Annotated in this window: 13 protein-coding genes and 1 pseudogene; 12 read left to right on the top strand and 2 right to left on the bottom strand. The window is 61.0% G+C overall.

The genetic code is table 11. The features are described from left to right. Positions 1-73 precede the first annotated feature (73 nt). The 11 genes from AB5Y64_RS16745 (at position 74) to AB5Y64_RS16795 (ending at position 13,163) form a co-directional block, all read left to right on the top strand. Complete coding sequence (locus AB5Y64_RS16745; RefSeq protein ID WP_223954969.1) at positions 74-1,282, top strand: site-specific integrase; 1,209 nt, start codon at positions 74-76, stop codon at positions 1,280-1,282. A gap of 75 nt (positions 1,283-1,357) precedes the next feature. Next, positions 1,358-2,562 (top strand): IS3 family transposase gene (locus tag AB5Y64_RS16750; RefSeq protein ID WP_117027705.1). Its coding sequence is split into 2 segments (ribosomal slippage): positions 1,358-1,676 and positions 1,676-2,562, totalling 1,206 coding nucleotides; the frame shifts between segments, so codons are not numbered across the junction. Positions 2,563-3,276: 714 nt separating this feature from the next. Continuing rightward, positions 3,277-3,879, top strand: a complete 603-nt coding sequence (recR, locus tag AB5Y64_RS16755; protein WP_043156411.1) for a recombination mediator RecR — start codon at positions 3,277-3,279, stop codon at positions 3,877-3,879. Positions 3,880-4,418: 539 nt separating this feature from the next. Continuing rightward, complete coding sequence (gene htpG / locus AB5Y64_RS16760) at positions 4,419-6,332, top strand: molecular chaperone HtpG (RefSeq protein WP_368204287.1); 1,914 nt, start codon at positions 4,419-4,421, stop codon at positions 6,330-6,332. A gap of 238 nt (positions 6,333-6,570) precedes the next feature. Further along, positions 6,571-7,215 (top strand): adenylate kinase, encoded by a 645-nt coding sequence (adk, locus tag AB5Y64_RS16765; protein WP_161469551.1) that lies wholly within the window; start codon positions 6,571-6,573, stop codon positions 7,213-7,215. A gap of 119 nt (positions 7,216-7,334) precedes the next feature. Further along, the gene (gene hemH, locus AB5Y64_RS16770; RefSeq protein ID WP_042017278.1) at positions 7,335-8,309 is read left to right on the top strand and encodes a ferrochelatase; all 975 of its coding nucleotides are present in this window, start codon (positions 7,335-7,337) and stop codon (positions 8,307-8,309) included. Between the two features lie 64 nt (positions 8,310-8,373). Beyond that, a complete protein-coding gene (locus AB5Y64_RS16775) occupies positions 8,374-8,766 on the top strand; it encodes an MAPEG family protein (protein ID WP_052815270.1) in 393 nt (130 codons plus the stop codon). A 175-nt stretch (positions 8,767-8,941) separates the two neighbouring features. Next, on the top strand, positions 8,942-10,246 hold the full coding sequence (locus AB5Y64_RS16780) for an inosine/guanosine kinase (RefSeq protein WP_010674425.1): 1,305 nt from the start codon (positions 8,942-8,944) through the stop codon (positions 10,244-10,246). Between the two features lie 162 nt (positions 10,247-10,408). Beyond that, positions 10,409-12,037 carry a methyl-accepting chemotaxis protein gene (locus tag AB5Y64_RS16785; RefSeq protein ID WP_234917418.1) on the top strand — a complete coding sequence of 543 codons (1,629 nt, stop codon included), beginning with the start codon at positions 10,409-10,411 and terminating at the stop codon, positions 12,035-12,037. Between the two features lie 122 nt (positions 12,038-12,159). Further along, on the top strand, positions 12,160-12,522 hold the full coding sequence (locus AB5Y64_RS16790; RefSeq protein WP_010674427.1) for a DUF2750 domain-containing protein: 363 nt from the start codon (positions 12,160-12,162) through the stop codon (positions 12,520-12,522). A 146-nt stretch (positions 12,523-12,668) separates the two neighbouring features. Next, a complete protein-coding gene (locus AB5Y64_RS16795) occupies positions 12,669-13,163 on the top strand; it encodes a hypothetical protein (protein WP_010674428.1) in 495 nt (164 codons plus the stop codon). Here AB5Y64_RS16795 and AB5Y64_RS16800 read toward each other — a convergent pair. Beyond that, positions 13,126-14,764: pseudogene (locus AB5Y64_RS16800) on the bottom strand (EAL domain-containing protein). The gene AB5Y64_RS16795 and the pseudogene AB5Y64_RS16800 sit on opposite strands and share 38 nt — an antisense overlap. 188 nt (positions 14,765-14,952) lie before the next feature. Between AB5Y64_RS16800 and glgC the strand changes: the two are divergent. Then, the gene (glgC, locus tag AB5Y64_RS16805; protein WP_368204289.1) at positions 14,953-16,227 is read left to right on the top strand and encodes a glucose-1-phosphate adenylyltransferase; all 1,275 of its coding nucleotides are present in this window, start codon (positions 14,953-14,955) and stop codon (positions 16,225-16,227) included. Positions 16,228-16,276: 49 nt separating this feature from the next. On the opposite strand, the gene AB5Y64_RS16810 is transcribed toward glgC, so the two are convergent. Further along, entirely contained in the window at positions 16,277-17,605 is a 1,329-nt protein-coding gene (locus AB5Y64_RS16810; RefSeq protein WP_053288733.1) for an IS4 family transposase, read from the bottom strand. Positions 17,606-17,689 lie beyond the last annotated feature (84 nt).

Genomic DNA, 17,689 nt, shown 5'->3' on the forward strand with positions numbered 1-17,689 from the left:
GTTGAATTTCAACGGGTTTTTTCATTTCTAGACTTACGTGATTTTTTTCCTGGATCAACTGGGTGGAACAATCATGTATCTGAGTAAAAATGCCTCCGGCACCTACTACACTCGTCTCCCGCTGCCTAAGTCATTACGTGACCGTGGCTTGCCCTTCGCTATCCGTACTTCCCTTTGCACCAAAGATCGTCAGCTCGCCGTAGACCGCAACCTGGCAGTGGCAGCTCGTACTCGCGCACTTATCGCGGCTACTCCTGCCGATACTGCCCCCCGCAGTTTCTATCGCTGGATCCGCGCCGATCTAGACGCGTTCAAAGCAGCGGGGTTCATCCCTCCTCAAACACCTTCCACACCTCGTGAACCTTCTGTTGATGCCCCAGCTTGCCCCAGCAGTGGGATCATGCTCACCCACGCATTGGCGAGATTCATCGAGACTAAAACCAGTGAGGGGATCCAGCATAGGTCGGTGGGCCAGCTCCAACTTCGGATCAACGCCTTCGTCACCTGGGCCAAAGGGGTTAAAGTCGATGAGGTGACGCCCGCTCTGGCGCAGGAGTACCGCAACAGCTTGCTGCGCAAGACCAACCTCAGTTTCAAAACCAAAGGAGATTACCTCGCCGCCCTGAAACAGTTCTTCCGTTGGTGCGTGGCGCTGGACTATTGCAGCCGTAACCCTTTTGATGGGTTGACGGCAGGCAAGAAGCCGCACAAACGGGCGGATGAGGAGCGAGTGCGCTGGCATCGCCCTCAACTGGCTCAGCTGTTTGCCAGCCTGCGCAGCAAACAATCCCAGAAAGGCAAAAAATTGAGAGTTCAAGACTGGTGGGTGCCCCTGCTGTGCCTGTATGCCGGGCTGCGACCCTCCGAGGCTTGCCAGCTCAAAACTCAGAACATCAAACAGGTTGAGGGGATTTGGTGTCTGATGGTCGATGCGGGAGAGGTGGATCAACAGCTCAAGAGTGCCAATGCGTACCGTACCGTGCCGCTACATAGTGCGTTGATCGGACATCAATTCCTGGACTATGTGGAGAGTCGTCGCGGTCAGGGGCAGGTATTTTTGTTCGACGACAAACCATCAGGCAAAGACGACGACTGGGCGCATAACATCACCTGTCGCTTCCAACGCCACTTCAATGATGCTGGCATCGTAGGTCAGGGCCGTCCCACGCTTTACGGGCTGCGGCATAGCTACATCGATGAGTTACAGCAGGCGGACGTTGCTGAGCATATTGTGGCTGAGTTGGCGGGACATAGTAAAACAGGGATTAGATTGGCCCCTTGAAGATCCAGACACTTCGCCCCTCTTAATTTAAGAGGTAGTCTTGGAACTATGTTCAGTACTAGTCGCAACGAGAAAATGGTCGAAGTGTTAACAGGGGCTGAGCGCCGTCGACGCCGGACTCCGCAGGAAAAGATCTCCATCGTGCAGCAGACCTTTGAGCCCGGAATGACCGTATCTCATGTCGCTCGCTTGCACGACGTCAACGCCAACCAGCTTTTCAAATGGCGTAAACAATTCCAGGAAGGCTCTCTCACGGCGATCACCGCCGGTGAGGATGTTGTTCCAGCCTCCGAGTTGGCTGCTGCCATCAAGCAGATCCGAGAGCTCCAGCGTCTGCTCGGGAAGAAGACCATGGAGAACGAGATCCTCAAAGAAGCCGTGGAGTATGGTCGAGCAAAAAAATGGATTGCGCATGCGCCCTTGTTGCCGGGGGACGACGATTAAGTGCTGTGAGCCAGGCCCTTAATGTATCGCGTGCGCAGCTATCCGTTCGTGTTCATCGCAAACCAGGTTGGCAAGATGGTCGTCATCATCGCCAGCGTGATGATGCAGCCTTACTTGGCCGTATCATGGAGGCGATGGCAGAACTTCCCTCCTATGGCTATCGCCGGGTCTGGGCGCTGTTACGGCGTCAGTCAGAGGCAACAAGACAGCCTGTAGTAAACGCCAAACGGGTATATCGCGTCATGAGAGAGCATGGCCTGCTGCTGGAAAGAAAACCGGCTGCACCATTGGCCCAGCAGGCACATAAGGGGCGTGTTGCCGTCAAAGAGAGCAATCGACGTTGGTGCTCGGATGGCTTCGAGTTTCGCTGCGATAACGGTGAAAAACTACGAGTCACGTTCGCCATGGACTGCTGCGATAGGGAGGCGTTGGACTGGGCTGCCAGCACCGGGGGTTACGACAGTGACACGGTGCAAGATGTCATGCTGAGATCTGTCGAACGACGCTTCGGGGATGCGTTGCCGGCATCACCGGTGGAGTGGCTGACTGATAATGGCTCGGCGTATCGAGCCCATGAGACCCGCGCGTTTGCACGAGAAATCGGGTTGGAGCCCAGAACGACGGCGGTGAGAAGCCCACAGAGCAACGGTATAGCGGAGAGCTTCGTGAAGACGATGAAGCGAGACTATATCGAGATGATGCCGAAACCAGATAGCCGAACAGCGGTAGGCAATTTGGCCATCGCGTTTGAGCATTATAACGAACACCACCCGCACAGCGCCTTGGGATACCGTTCACCTCGGGAATTTCTGCGCAGTCGGGTATCACAACCCTAAGCGGGAAAAAGTGTCTGGATCTATGGGGTCAAATCCAGGGATCACTTTTGGCCGCTATGGTAAACGGGTAAGGGAAGGTGCGAATAAGTCATATGGCACGAGAGCATTTACTGGTAACCCATTGATATTAAATGACTAAAATTTTCATTTTTTGTTCGTGGGATACTTGTTCGCACTTTCCCTAGCTCTCACCGTGCCCTAGTAACGGCCTCAACGGAGCTGGTTGTCGCGTGAGTCATACTAATCGGCCGGTGAAAAAACAGAAGGGGGAGCCGTTGAAAACCGGCGCAACGTCATAAATCGGGACCTCAAGAGGGCATTTATTGTTTGGTTTTGCTAAACGATAACTGATTGTCGAATAGAAAAACCAAACAATGTGGGCCTGGTTTCTGGCCGTGCTGGCTTGTCTGGAGGCTGGTGGGGAGTGAGTTGGGGCAATCTGGGAGGGTTTCCCGGTTTCCCCGGAATTGGTTTGGCAATCATGGCGTGATCTGGGTTGTGGGGAGAGGGGAAGGGGAGGTTGCCGCTCAGTGCTGCGCCCCGACCGGGGTGATGTTGGGCCGTCAGGCACTGTGGCGGGATCCGGCCATTGGCGCCCGGGGCCGGCTCGGGTATAGTCCTGCGCCAACAAGATAGGTTCGGATGGAGGCGTCGGCACCGCTTCAGGCAAGCGGGCCGAATCACTCCTTCGGCGCGGCTTTAAAGGATATCCCCATGAAATTCAGTCCCCTGCTCGATGAGATGATGAAGGCGCTGCAGGTCTTGCCGGGCGTGGGCCCGAAATCGGCCCAGCGCATGGCGTTCACCCTGCTGGAGCGCGAGCGCAGCGGCGGCCTGCGTCTGGCCTCCCTGCTCAATCGGGCGCTCACCGAAATCGGTCATTGCAGCCACTGCCGCACCTTTACCGAGAACGATCGCTGCGATATTTGCGCCAATCCCAAGCGCGAGGAGAACGGCCTGCTCTGTGTGGTGGAGAGCCCGGCGGACGTGGCCGCCATCGAGCAGACCGGCCAGTTCTCCGGCCGTTACTTCGTGCTGATGGGGCACCTGTCGCCCCTTGACGGCATCGGCCCCGAGGAGCTGGGGCTCGATATCCTGGAGCGCCGCCTCAAGGAGGAGCAGATCAAGGAGCTGATCCTCGCCACCAACCCCACCATCGAGGGGGATGCCACCGCCTGGTACATCGCCGACATGGCCCGCTCCGCCGGGGTGGAGGTGAGCCGCATCGCCCACGGTGTGCCGGTGGGCGGGGAGCTGGAGCTGGTGGATGGCACCACGCTCTCCCACTCCCTGATGGGGCGCCAGCGCCTGAGCTAAAGACACCACGGACCCCACCCCGGCCCTCCCCTTGGCAGGGGAGGGAGCAATGGATCTTGCCCCACTCCTCTCTTTGGCAGGGGAGAAAGCAACGAACCCCACCCCGGCCCTCCCCTTGATAGGGGAGGGAGCAATGGATCTTGCCCCACTCCTCCCTTTGGCAGGGAAGAAAGCAACGGAGCCCGCCCCATGCCCCCTTTGGCAGGGGAGGGGGCAACGGATCCCACCTCATGCTTCCCCTTGGCAGAGGAGGGAGCAACGCACCCCACCCCAGCCCTCCCTTTGGCAGGGGAGAGCAAGGCTGACCCCGCTATATGTCACCCCTCTCGATTCCAGTCTGACCCCTTCGCCAGACAGGGGACGACGGTGCACCTCCCCCTTATGAAGGGGGAGGCCGGGAGGGGGTTGCCTGTGTGGGCCAAGCGAGGGGCCGGTGTGCAAATTTGCTCTCAAGTTTGCACGCAAGCCCCTTGATATTTGAAAGGCCAACCCCATCTAGCTTGGGAATCTGTTCAACCCGACGTTTTGAGGACTGGTCGATGACCCAAAGTGTTCACGCCGAAACCCACGGCTTTCAGACTGAAGTCAAACAACTGCTGAGCCTGATGGCTCACAGCCTCTACTCCAACAAAGAAGTATTCCTGCGCGAGCTGATTTCCAACGCCTCCGATGCGGCGGACAAGCTGCGCTTCAAGGCGCTTTCCGATGCCTCTTTGTTCGAAAACGACGGCCAGTTGCGCGTGCGCCTGGTGGTGGACAAAGAGAACAAGACCCTGACCATTTCGGACAACGGCATCGGCATGACCCGTGACCAGGTGATCGAGCACCTGGGCACCATCGCCAAGTCCGGCACCGCCGAGTTCTTCAAGCACCTCTCCGGTGACCAGGGCAAGGATTCCCAGCTGATCGGCCAGTTCGGGGTGGGCTTCTACTCCGCCTTCATCGTGGCCGACAAGGTGACCGTGGTCTCCCGCGCCGCAGGCACCGCGCCGGAGCAGGGCGTGCAGTGGGAATCACAAGGGGAAGGCTCCTTCACCGTGGCTGACGTGACCAAAGCCGGTCGCGGCACCGACGTCATCCTGCACCTGCGCAGCGATGAAGAGGAGTTCCTGGACGACTGGCGTCTGCGCTCCGTGGTCAGCAAATACTCCGACCACATCAGCGTGCCGGTGGAGATGTTCAAGGAGGGCACTCCGGATCGGGAAGAAGACGGTGAAACCATCGTCGGCACCCCGGGGGAGTGGGAGCAGGTCAACCGCGCCACTGCGCTCTGGACCCGCAACCCGAAGGACATCAAGGACGAGGAGTATCAGGAGTTCTACAAGCACGTCGCCCACGACTTCGAAGATCCGCTGCTGTGGGGTCACAACCGGGTGGAAGGGGCCCAGGAGTACACCAGCCTGCTCTACATCCCGGCCCGCGCGCCCTTCGATCTCTACAACCGCGAGCAGAAGCACGGCCTGAAACTCTACGTGCAGCGCGTCTTCATCATGGACGACGCCGAGCAGTTCATGCCGACCTACCTGCGCTTCGTGAAAGGGGTGCTGGACTCCAACGATCTGCCGCTCAACGTCAGCCGTGAAATTCTGCAGGACAACAAGGTGACCGCCTCCCTGCGCAAGGCCTGCTCCAAGCGCGTGCTCACCATGCTCAACAAGCTGGCGAAAGACGATGCCGAGAAGTACGCCAAGTTCTGGAGCGAGTTCGGCAATGTGCTCAAAGAGGGCCCGGCCGAGGATTACGCCAACCGGGAAGAGATCGCGAAGCTCTTGCGCTTTGCCAGCACCGCCGGCGAGGGCGAAGCCCAGACCGTCTCTCTCGAGGATTACGTTGGCCGCATGAAGGAAGGCCAGCAGAAGATTTACTACATCACCGCCGACTCTTATGCCGCTGCCAAGAACAGCCCGCATCTGGAGATCTTCCGCAAGAAGGGCGTCGAAGTGCTGCTGATGTGGGAGCGGGTGGACGAGTGGCTGATGAGCCACCTGACCGAGTTCGACGGCAAGCAACTGGTCTCCGTCACCCGTGGCGAACTGGATCTCGGGGATCTGGAAGACGACGCCTCCAAGCAGGCGCAGGAAGAGGCTGAAAAAGCCAACGCCGGTCTGGTGGAGCGGGTCAAGAAGAGCCTCGGGGAGGCGGTGAAAGAGGTGCGCGTCACCCACCGTCTGACCAACTCGCCGTCCTGCATCGTCACCGACGCCCACGGCATGAGCACCCAGATGATCAAGCTGATGCGCGCCGCCGGTCAGCCGGTGCCGGAGCAGAAGTACATCCTGGAGCTCAACCCAGACCATGCCCTGGTGAAGAAGCTCGGCACCATCGAGGATGAGAGCCTGTTTGGCGAGTGGGTCTCCCTCCTGCACGAGCAGGCCCAGCTGGCGGAGCAGGGCGGTCTCAATGATCCGGCGAGCTTCGTCTCCCGTATCAACCGTCTGCTACTCCAGGCGTGATGTGATTGTGATTGGCCCACTGCATGACAGTGGGCTTTTTTTTGGCCGTTCCCCTCTGGTGCGCTGCTGCATTTTCAATCATTTTTCATGGTCGTCGTCTGCGTCTTTGGTCGCAGAGACGGGGCGGGAGTGTGGTGATAATCTGGCCACTCACACGGGGCGAGCTTGTTAATACGGGCGAAAACGTGTAGTTTTTTGCCTTCTCAAGAATTGAATAACCAATCAACTAGGAGCGTGTATGCGCATTGTTCTGTTGGGAGCTCCGGGCGCCGGCAAGGGTACCCAGGCTCAGTTCATCATGGAAAAACACGGTATTCCGCAGATCTCCACCGGCGACATGCTGCGTGCGGCGATCAAGGCGGGTACCGAGCTGGGCCTCAAGGCCAAAGCCGTGATGGACGCAGGTCAGCTCGTCTCCGACGACATCATCATCGGCCTGGTCAAAGAACGCATCGCGCAACCGGATTGCGCCAACGGCTTCCTGCTGGACGGCTTCCCCCGCACCATTCCCCAGGCGCAAGCCATGAAGGATGCCGGTGTGACCGTGGACTTCGTGCTGGAATTCGACGTGCCGGACGAAGAGATCGTCAAGCGCATGAGCGGCCGCCGCGTGCACTCCGGCTCCGGCCGTACCTACCACGTGGTGTTCAACCCGCCGAAAGTGGAAGGCAAGGATGACGTGACCGGCGAGGATCTGGTGATCCGTGCCGACGACGAAGAGAGCACAGTGCGCAAGCGTCTGGATGTCTACCATCAGCAGACCGCGCCGCTCATCGGTTTCTACGGCAAGGAAGCGGAAGCGGGCAACACCCGTTACGTCAAGATCGACGGCACCCAGCCGGTGGATCTGGTCAGCCAGCAACTGGCCGCCATTCTCGGTTAAGCCATTCAGGGCCGGCAGGACGCAGCCGTTCGCCGGCTGGCTACGAGAGTGAGAAAAGGGTCCATACCGGGCCCTTTCTTGCATTCCATTCCCACGACACAGAACGACAGGATGCTAACGTGACCACGAAAACCGGGATCTTGCTGGTCAATCTGGGTACCCCGGCCGCGCCGACCACGGCGGCGGTCAAGGCGTTTCTCAGCCAGTTTCTGCACGATCAGCGGGTCGTCGACCTGCCGCGCTACCTCTGGTGCCCCCTGCTTCACTTCATCATCCTGCCGACCCGCTCCCCCAAGGTGGCCAAGCTCTATCAGCAGGTGTGGACCGAGCAGGGCTCCCCCCTGATGGTCATCAGCCAGCAGCAGCGCGCGGCCCTGGAGCACGAGCTCAAGCGGGAAGGGGTCGAGGTGCCGGTGGCGCTCGCCATGACCTATGGCGCCCCGTCGCTGGCCGATGGCTGGCAGGCCCTCAAGGCCCAGGGGGTCAACCGGGTGATCCTGCTGCCGCTCTATCCCCAGTATTCGGTCAGTACCACCGCCTCGGTGTTCGACGCCTGGGCCAGGGCGATGAAAACCGAGCGCAATCTGCCGGTGGTGCGGCTCATCCGCGATTACCATGCCCACCCGGAGTACATCCAGGCGCTGGCCATGAGCGTGCGTCGCCACTGGGAGCAGCACGGCCAGGGGGAGCATCTGCTGATGTCCTTCCACGGCATTCCCGAGCGCTACGAGCGGGAAGGGGATCCTTATGGTCATCAGTGCAGGCGCACCGCCGCCCTGCTGGCGGAGGCGCTGGGGCTGGCCCCGGAGCAGTGGACCGCGAGCTTCCAGTCCCGCTTTGGCAAGGAGGAGTGGCTCAAGCCCTACACGGACCTGACCGTGGGCGAATTGCCCTCTCGCGGCGTCAAGCGGCTCGATGTCATCTGCCCGGCCTTCTCGGCGGATTGCCTCGAGACCCTGGAGGAGATCCAGGTGCAGAACCGGGAGATCTTCATGGCCGCCGGTGGCGAGCAGTTTGAATACATCCCAGCCCTCAACAGCGATCAGGCCCATATCCGAATGATGGTTTCCCTCATCTGTCGCGAGCTGGCATGATGACCGTTCTCATCCGGTGCCCGACGTGGCGGACGTTCGGATTCAACGATAAAGGAGTGTCCTGATGATGCATATCACGCTGATTTACGCCGGCCTGCTCGGGCTCTTGTTTCTGCTGCTCTCCTTCTGGGTGGTCAAGCGCCGCGCCCAGTTCAGGGTGATGATAGGGGAGGGGGAAGCCCCCGAGATGCTGGCCGCGATCCGCGCCCACGGCAACTTTGCCGAGTACGTGCCCCTCACCCTGCTGCTGATGGCCCTGTGCGAACTGGCGGGGGTCGGGGCGCTCTGGTTGCACCTGGGCGGTGTGCTGCTGCTGGTGGGTCGCATCCTGCATGCCATCGGCATCCAGATCCCCAGGGCTCCCAACATGCCGCGCCTCTTCGGCACCCTCTTCTTCTGGCTGTCGCTGGGGATTTTCTCGGTGCTGGGCCTGGTGCAGGGGCTCTCGGCAAGCTGAATGTCATCCCGCAACACCACCCCGCCACGGGGTGGTTTTTTGTGGCAGACAAGTCAAACGTTTTCCTCGCAAACCCTTGTCTATACTGACCTCAAAATTCAATCGTGCGACTTTTCGGCGTGGTGGATTGTGTTAAAATCCCGCCCCTCTTTTCCCCAGAGCACAGAAGATTGCCATGAAATTTCCCGGTCAGCGCAAGTCCAAACACTACTTCCCGGTCGACAGACGTGATCCCCTGATCCCGCAGAACTCCCAGCTCACCGAACTGGGCAAGGCCTATGTAGTGGGCATCGATCAGACTCTGGTGGATATCGAAGCCCATGTGGACGAAGACTTCCTGAACCGGTACGGCCTGAGCAAGGGCCACTCCATGCTCATCTCCGACGAGGTGGCGGAGCTGGTCTACGACGAGCTCAAGGCCAACAACATGGTGGTGAGCGAATTTGCCGGCGGCACCATCGGCAACACCATGCACAACTACTCCGTGCTGGCGGACTCCCACTCCATCCTGCTTGGCGTCATGAGCCAGGACATCCGCATCGGCAGCTATGCCTACCGCTATCTGTGCAACACCTCCTCCCGGGTCAACCTCGACTACCTGCAGCCGGTGGACGGCCCGGTCGGGCGCTGCTTCACCTTCATCACCGAAGGGGGAGAGCGCAGCTTTGGCATCAACGCCGGCAAGATGGATCACCTGGATGTGGACCACATCCCCGAGACCATCATCAAGGAGGCCTCGGCCCTGGTGATCACCGCCTATCTGGTGCGCGGCGCTGACGGCACCCCCATGAAGGAGGCCGCCATGGCCGCGGTGCGCTATGCCCGCGAGGCCGGGGTGCCCGTGGTGCTGACCCTGGGCACCCGCTTCGTCATCGACGAGAATCCCCAGTGGTGGCGTGATTTCATCAGCGAGAACGTGACCGTGCTCGCCATGAACGAGGACGAGGCGGAGGCCCTGACCGGGATAAAGGATCCCCTCGGCGCGGCCGACAAGGCGCTGGACTGGGCGGACATGGTGCTCTGCACCGCCGGCCCCATCGGCCTCTACATGGCGAGCTACACCGACGAGGACTACAAGCGCGAGACCACCCACACCCTGCTGCCCGGCGTCATCCCCGAGTTCAACATGTACGAGTTCAGCCGCCCCATGGCCCGGGACAAGTGCCGCAAGCCTGCGCGTATCTACTCCCACATCTCCCCCTACATGGGCGGCCCGGAGAAGATCAAGAACACCAACGGGGCAGGGGACGGGGCGCTGTCCGCCGTGCTGCACGACATGGTGGCGAACGCCTACCACCGCATGAACGTGCCGAACTCCGCCAAGCATCTCTCGGAATTCCTGACCTACTCCTCTCTGGCCCAGGTGTGCAAGTACGCCAACCGGGTGAGCTACGAGGTGCTGGCCCAGAGCAGCCCGCGCCTCTCCCGCGGGTTGCCGGAGAAGGAAGACAGCCTGGAAGAGGTGTACTGGGAGCGGTGATACCTCTTCCTGTCGACCACGAGAAAGGGTGCCACTGGGCACCCTTTCTTGTTTTTGGGGCTGGATCATGTTTTTGGCATCGCTTTTGCTGACATCGTGGACAGCCCGCGTCGCGGCGGCATACCTTGTGTTAAGGATATGTAGCTGCTGCGGGGCGAGGGTATGTTGAGACAATGGAGTATCGGTCGGCGTCTGTCGCTGGTGACCCTGATGGTGCTGGCGCTGCTGGGACTGTTGCTGTTCTTCTGCCTGCAGATCTATCAGCAGGGGCTGATGGGTGAGAAGAGCCGCCAGACCCAGGTCCAGGTGGAGACCGCCTACAGCCTGGTGGCGGGGCTGGAAGCCAGGGTGCGCAAGGGGGAGCTGGACGAGGCGAGCGCCAAGGCCGAGGCGCTGGCGCTGATCAAGGGGTTGCGTTACGGCAACGATGACTACTTCTGGATCAACGACAGCCACCCCACCATGGTGATGCACCCCATGAAACCCGAGCTGGACGGCAAGGATCTCTCCGGGGTGGAGGACAAGCAGGGGCTCAGGCTGTTCGTCGCCTTCGCCGATCTGGCCCGGGCCCAGGGCGCGGGGGAGGTGGCCTACTACTGGCCCAAGCCGGGGGTGGACGAACCGGTACGCAAAATCTCCTACATCAAGCGCTTTGCCCCCTGGGACTGGATCATCGGCACCGGCGTCTATGTGGACGACGTCGAGGCCCAGTACCGGGAGGTGCTGCACACCCTGCTGGGGATCGGGCTGGTGCTGGCCCTCCTGCTGTTTGCCGTGGTCGGCCTCATTGTGCGCAGCATCGTCGTGCCCCTCTCCCGCTCGGTCTCGGCCCTTGGCAACATCGCCAGGGGGGAGGGGGATCTGCGGGTACGTCTGCCGGAGTCGGGGCGTGACGAGCTGAGCCAGCTCAGCATCAACTTCAACCTCTTCGCCAGCCAGATGGCGCAGCTGGTGGCCCGCAGCCAGCAGATAGCGGATCAGAACCGGGTGCATGCCCACCAGCTGGCCGAGGTGGTGGAGCGTACCGGCGCCATCGTCACCGGCCAGGAGCAGGATACCCTGCGGGTGGCCAGCGCCATGGAGCAGATGACGGTGAGCAGCCGCGAAGTGGGCCAGCACGCGGCCCAGGCCGCCGACGCGGCGGACTCGGCCCTCAATCTGGCCCAGCATGGCCGCGAGGTGGTGGTCCAGACCCGGGAGTCCATCAGCCAGCTGGCGGACGAGATGGTGGAGACGGTACAGGCGGTGAGCCGCCTCGAGCAGGAGACTCAGCAGATTGGCTCCGTGCTCGACGTCATTCGCGTGGTGGCGGAGCAGACCAACCTGCTGGCCCTCAACGCCGCCATTGAAGCGGCACGGGCCGGGGAGCAGGGGCGCGGCTTTGCGGTGGTCGCCGACGAGGTGCGTACCCTGGCGACCCGCACCCACTGCTCCACCGACGAGATCCGGCAGATGATCCAGCGGCTGCAGGAGGGGGCCGGCAAGGTGGTCAGCGGCATCAGCCAGTTGCAGCAGCTCTCCCGCGCGACGGCGGACAGGGCCGGCGATGCGGATGTCGCCATCAATGCCATCGATGGATCCGTCCACACCATTACTGCCATGAATGGGCAGATTGCCACGGCGGCGGCGGAGCAGAGCCGGGCGGCGGAGGAGATCAACCAGCGGCTGGTGGCCATCACCCAGCTGGCGGCGGATGCCCTGGCCCAGAACCGGCTGACCGAGCAGGCATCCGGGCAACTGGCGCTGGCCTGCGACGAGCTGGGGGCCCTGGTGGCGAAATATCGCATCTGACGGCCTTTCTCCCCGCTTTTTCGGGATAAGGCTTGAGTCTGGGGGGCTTTTGGGACACCATCTGCCCCATTCTCGGCCAGCCTGGCCGACAGCCTGCCATTGCTTTGCAAGAGAGAGACCCCATGAGCAAACTAACTGACAATCTTGACGCCAATTTCCAGCTGTTCATCGAAGAAGTCCGCGAGTCGGGTCAGGTGTGGGGTCTGCGCTACGGTGAAGACTGGGTGGTGTGCCGCTCCGCCGAGTTCGAAGATGCGGACGTGATGCCGCTCTGGTCCGCCGAAGGGGATGCCCGCCTGCACTGCGTGGACGAGTGGGCGGATTACGAGCCGGAAGTGATCGAGCTCGAAGAGTTCCTGGACATCTGGATCAACGATCTGGACGAGGACGACGTGCTGGTCGGCCCGAACTGGAACGCCGATCTGGAAGGCCAGGAGCTCGAGCCCATCGAGCTGGCCAAGGCGCTGGTGGAACTGGACGCCTGAGTCTGCCGTCCTGCCGGATTGTGATGAACCGGCCCCCTTCGGGGGGCCGGTTTTTTATGGCCGCCATGGGCCATGAAAAGGCGATTTGCCTTTGCACCCGTCCCGGGGATGGGTCATCATCAACCCTTTGCCGATCGGGAGGTGCCATGTTTGTCTTTGACGTGACCACGAAGGCGGGGGCGCAGGGGAGGATCCAGGTGCAGGCGCTGGACTGGAGCCAGAGCGGCCCGGTGAGCTTTCAGTGTGACAGCGACGAGCTGGCCCTGGTGCTGCTGAGCGGGTGCCGCTGCGATGCCGTGGGGTACTTCAATCTACTGGGGGGCTGCAAGCCGCTCTACGTGGAGCAGTGGCTCACCTATTTGCAGGAGCGTGGCCAGCTGGAGAAGGTCACGGCCCGCCAGGAGAGCCCGTCCCAACCCGATTACCTGACCCGGGCCGGGCTGGCGGACGACGAGCTCAATGCCCTGCTCGGCCAGATCTACAAGGTGGCCGGGTTCAACCGCCTGCAGATCAACCGCTACCTCAAGCATCGCCACAACCCGACCATGCTGGCGACCCGTTACGATCAGAAGGAGCTGGAGCGCTATCGCCAGCTCAACGACATCATTCTGACCCTGTTGAAGCTGAAACCGTCTCCGTGAAGATCCCCATCTGACCGATCTCCGGTCCCAGCTCCTGGGGCCGGGCGATGAGGTAGCCCTGCAAGCCGTCCACATACATGCTCTGCAGCATCTGCTTCTGGCCTATCTGTTCCACCCCTTCCGCGATCACCAGGCAGCCCATGCGATGGGAGACGTCGACGATCATCCGCACGAACTGCTGGTTGGTGAGATCCTGCTCCAGCTCGGTGATGAGACCGGGGTCCAGCTTGATGTAGTCGGGTTTGAGCTCGCGAAACAGGCTGAAGGAGCCGATCCCCTTGCCGAAGTTGCAGATGGCCGAGCGGCTGCCGTGGCGCCTGAGCAGCTCGAACAGCCGCCTGGACCCGGTCAGGTTGCGCTCCAGGTGCTCCTCGTCGAGCTCGAACACCAGGTTGGCCCCGATGTCGGGGTCTTTTTGCAACTGGTGATCCAGCCAGATGAGAAAGGCGCTGTTTTGCAGCAGGGAGCCCGGCAGATTGAGACCCCACCGGCTGTTGTGGCCTCCGAAGGCACGGTATTGGCGGATGACGTGGCGGATCACCATCTGGGTCAGGCGCAGTACCATGTCCAGCCGCTGCGCCATGGCGAGCAGGGTATCGCTTGGCAGCACGGTGCCGTCGCTGCTGCTGAAACGGGGATAGATCTCGTGGTAGGCGAGCATGCCGCGATGCAGGGGCTGGATGGGCTGGCAGGTGAAGCTGATGCTCTCCTGCTCCAGCAGATCGGTCAGCACCTGGGTCCAGTGACGCTGACCCTGCACCTCGACCACCTCGTCGTTCTGCTGGATGGCCCAGCCATTGACCACCTCTGTCTGGGCACGGGCCAGCGCGAGATCCGCCCGGGCCAGAATGGCCTCTATCTTCTGCTCGCTGCTCAGGCGGGTCATGCCCGAGTAGGCGGCGCTCTCGAGCTCGTGATCGTGCTGATAGCGATCGAAGGCGAGCTTCAGATCCCGTCCCAGCAGATGGGGCGGGATCTGGGCCAGGGGAGGCAGCAGGACGGCAAAATCGGCCCCCGAGATGCGATAGACCCGGTGGCCCGGGAAGCGGCTGACGGTGTGGCTGATGAGGGCGGCGATGTCCCGGATGTAGGCATCCCCGGACTGGAAGCCGCGCTGGGCGTTGAGGGTCCCGAGCTCGGTGGCGCGGATGAGCACCAGGATGGCGGTCTGGGTGTTTTCCTGTTGCAGCAGCTCGGTCAGATCGCGCCGGAAGGCGTGGCGGTTGCCAAGCCCCGTCATCTCGTCCCGGGTCGCCTGATTGTGCAATTCGGTGATCTGGCGGTGGGCATCGATCTCGGCCTCATTGAAGGATGCAAGGAGCTGGCGCAGAGCCGTTTGTGCCTGTACGCTGTCGAGCATGGCGGGATCCCGCTGCTGCAGCGCCAGCAGCCAGCGTTGCTCCTGCCTCGCCTTTTCCCCACGGCGCACGCTGTGGGTGAGAAAGAGCTGCAGGGCGAATCCCGTCAGGGTGGTCATCAGGACCAGCAGCAGGGTGAGCGGTGAGGCGGGGGGGGGCGAGCAGCACTCCCTGCAACAGCAGCATGGGAATGCAGACCAGTGCGCTGACCAGCAGCAGGTTTCCCTCATGTTTATTCAACATCGTTTCATCCTTGATGATGTTCATGATGTAGAAATTCTAACCAAGTCGCTGGCGCAAAACATGAGTACTCACGCAACTCCACGATAAAGCGCCGGCGGAATGCAACTAAATGTGAGTGAAAACACTTTCATGGTCTGTAAAAAAAGCGAAGATGGGTTGAAAACAGCCCCAACAGAGCAGAGGTAGATATGTTGCTAGAACCCGTAGACACCGCCAAAGCACGGCAACTATTGAATCAGAGTATGGCCTTGGTGCTCGCAGGGGGACGGGGCAGCCGCCTGAAGCAGTTGACCGATAACCGCGCCAAGCCCGCCGTCCACTTTGGCGGCAAATTCCGTATCATCGACTTCGTGCTTTCCAACTGCATCAACTCCGGCATCCGCCGGGTGGGTGTGGTGACCCAGTACAAGTCCCACAGCCTGTTGCGCCACCTGCAATCGGGCTGGTCTTTCCTGCGCTACCAGATGAACGAGTTCATCGACCTGCTGCCCGCCCAGCAGCGGGTGGACGAGGTGCACTGGTATCGCGGCACCGCAGACGCCATCTACCAGAACGTCGACATCATCCGTGACTACGGTCCCAAGTACATCGTGGTGCTGGCAGGGGATCACATCTACAAGATGGACTACGCCGTCATGCTGCTGGATCACGTGCGCCTCGGTGCCAAGGTGACGGTGGCCTGTATCGAGGTACCACGCTGCGAGGCATCGGCTTTCGGCGTCATGGACATCGACGAGCAACGCAAGATCCGCGCCTTCGTGGAGAAACCGGCCAATCCGCCTGCCATGCCGGGCTGCGAGGATCGCTCGCTGGCCTCCATGGGCATCTACATCTTCGAGGCGGAGTACCTCTACCAGTTGCTGGAAGAGGACATCCACAACCAGGAGTCCAAGCACGACTTCGGCATGGACGTGATCCCGCGCATCGTGGGGGAGGGCAAGGCCTTTGCCCACCCGTTCAACATGTCCTGTGTCGGGGCCAAGGAGGGGCAAAAACCCTACTGGCGCGACGTGGGGACCCTGGATTCGTTCTGGGAGGCGAACATGGACCTTGCCTCCGTGGTGCCCGAGCTCGACATCTATGACGAGAACTGGCCCATCTGGACCAGCCAGAACATGTCGCCCCCGGCCAAGTTCGTGCAGGACAGAAACGGCCAGCACGGCATGACCATCAACTCCATGTTCGCGGGGGGCTCCATCGTGAGCGGCTCCTTCGTGCTCAACTCGGTGCTGTTCACCAACGTGCGGGTGCACTCCTTCTGTACCCTGGATCAGGCGGTGATCTTCCCCGGGGTCGAGATCGGGGCTGGTTGCCGCTTGCGCCGGGTGGTGGTGGACAAGGGATGCAAGCTGCCAGACGGCCTGGTGGTGGGGGAGAACGCGGACGAGGATGCACGCCGCTTCTACCGCTCCGAGCAGGGCATCGTGCTGGTGACCAAGCCGATGCTGGCCAAGCTCGGCTAACTTCGTCGACACAGACAAAAAAAGGGAGCCCTGGGCTAATGCCAGTCAGTTAAGCCTGACTGGCATTGTTTTTACTAGGTTTTCTCGTCGCATACTTCTGTGGTTTGGCTTTGATGCACCTTGGGTAACTTCGTTCTCGGCGGGCGGGTAACTTGAACTGCTCTGCCTGTTTGTCCAACTCAGCGACACGCCCTGGAACCATGCCCGGTGACACAAACGGCAGGCAACTGAGTTCATGCAGCAGATACACCGATGCCATGTGAAAGCTCAACTGGCTGGCCGTATAGCCCTTTAAGCTCGCCGCCATCCTAACCATCTGATATCTCAGTAGGTTATAGGCCAATACCAAGCCCCATAGCTCCTGCCTTACTCCATCGGGTTTCTTGCTGCGCAGCGTCAGCCGGTGCTGTTGCAGGCTATGTTTCATCTCCCGATAGCCCAGCTCGATTTCCCAGCGATTCTGGTATAGCTCCATCAACTCGCTGGCCGGGAAGCGCAGCGGGTCGGTGAGCGAGGTCAGCACCTGCCGCTCCTTGCCGTTTACCGTCCGGGTCAGCAGCCGGGCTTCGAACTGCTCCGGCAACTCGCTCCACTTCTTCTTGGCCTGCGGACTGGCACTGAGGCGTACCAGCACATCCTGCCGCCCCAGCTTGCGGATGACCTCGTATTGAGCCCCCTTTTTCAGCGGAATAAGCCAGTGACGCGCTACGCCCTGGCGTTGCCAGGCATGGAGTAACCCCAGTGAGTAGAAGCCCTTATCGAACAGGGTCAGGCTATTATCGGGTGTTTTTTCAATCAGTTGCTCTGCCAACACCATCTCGTTTACCGCACAGGAGTCCATCACTGTCTGGGTCAGCAGATGACTGGTCAGCTCCATCTGACACAACATGCGGACCTGGGGATATTGCGTCTCCCCCTGGACGGTTTTCGACTTGGCAAAGGCGCCGGCATTGTCCGGAGTATCGGGCGTGCGCCAGACCACCCCGTCCACGGCCAGCAGCTGCAAGCCGGCCCAGGTGGGGTGCTGACACTGCTGATGCCAGAGTGTGGCGGTCTGCTGGAACACCTGTCGAACGGCTTGGTCAGCCAGTTTTTGGCGCGCCTGGATGAAGGCGCTGGGGACGACAAACGGCCGGTCGCCGGGTAACAGGATATCGAGCTGGTTGGCCAGCTGGGCCATAGGGACATGACGAAACAAGGACATCCCGATAATGGCCCATAGCACCCGCTCCATGGGCATGCGCCGTCGGCGCAAGGAGACGGAGCCCGTCTCGGCCAAGCAAGCCTGCACCAGTTCAGGTGACAGCAGGTCAGACAGGGACTCAAACTTTCCGGGAGGACAGGCGTGAATGAAGTCGAGAGCTTGGTCGATACGCATAAAAAAATCCGAAACCCAACAAGGAGTTTCGGATTCTTACACAGCCTGAGGATCGGTCAATGGATCCTTAACTGATCGGCATTA

Origin of the sequence: Aeromonas sp. R5-1, assembly GCF_040908265.1 — a bacterium.
GTDB classification, from domain to species: Bacteria; Pseudomonadota; Gammaproteobacteria; order Enterobacterales; family Aeromonadaceae; genus Aeromonas; species Aeromonas caviae.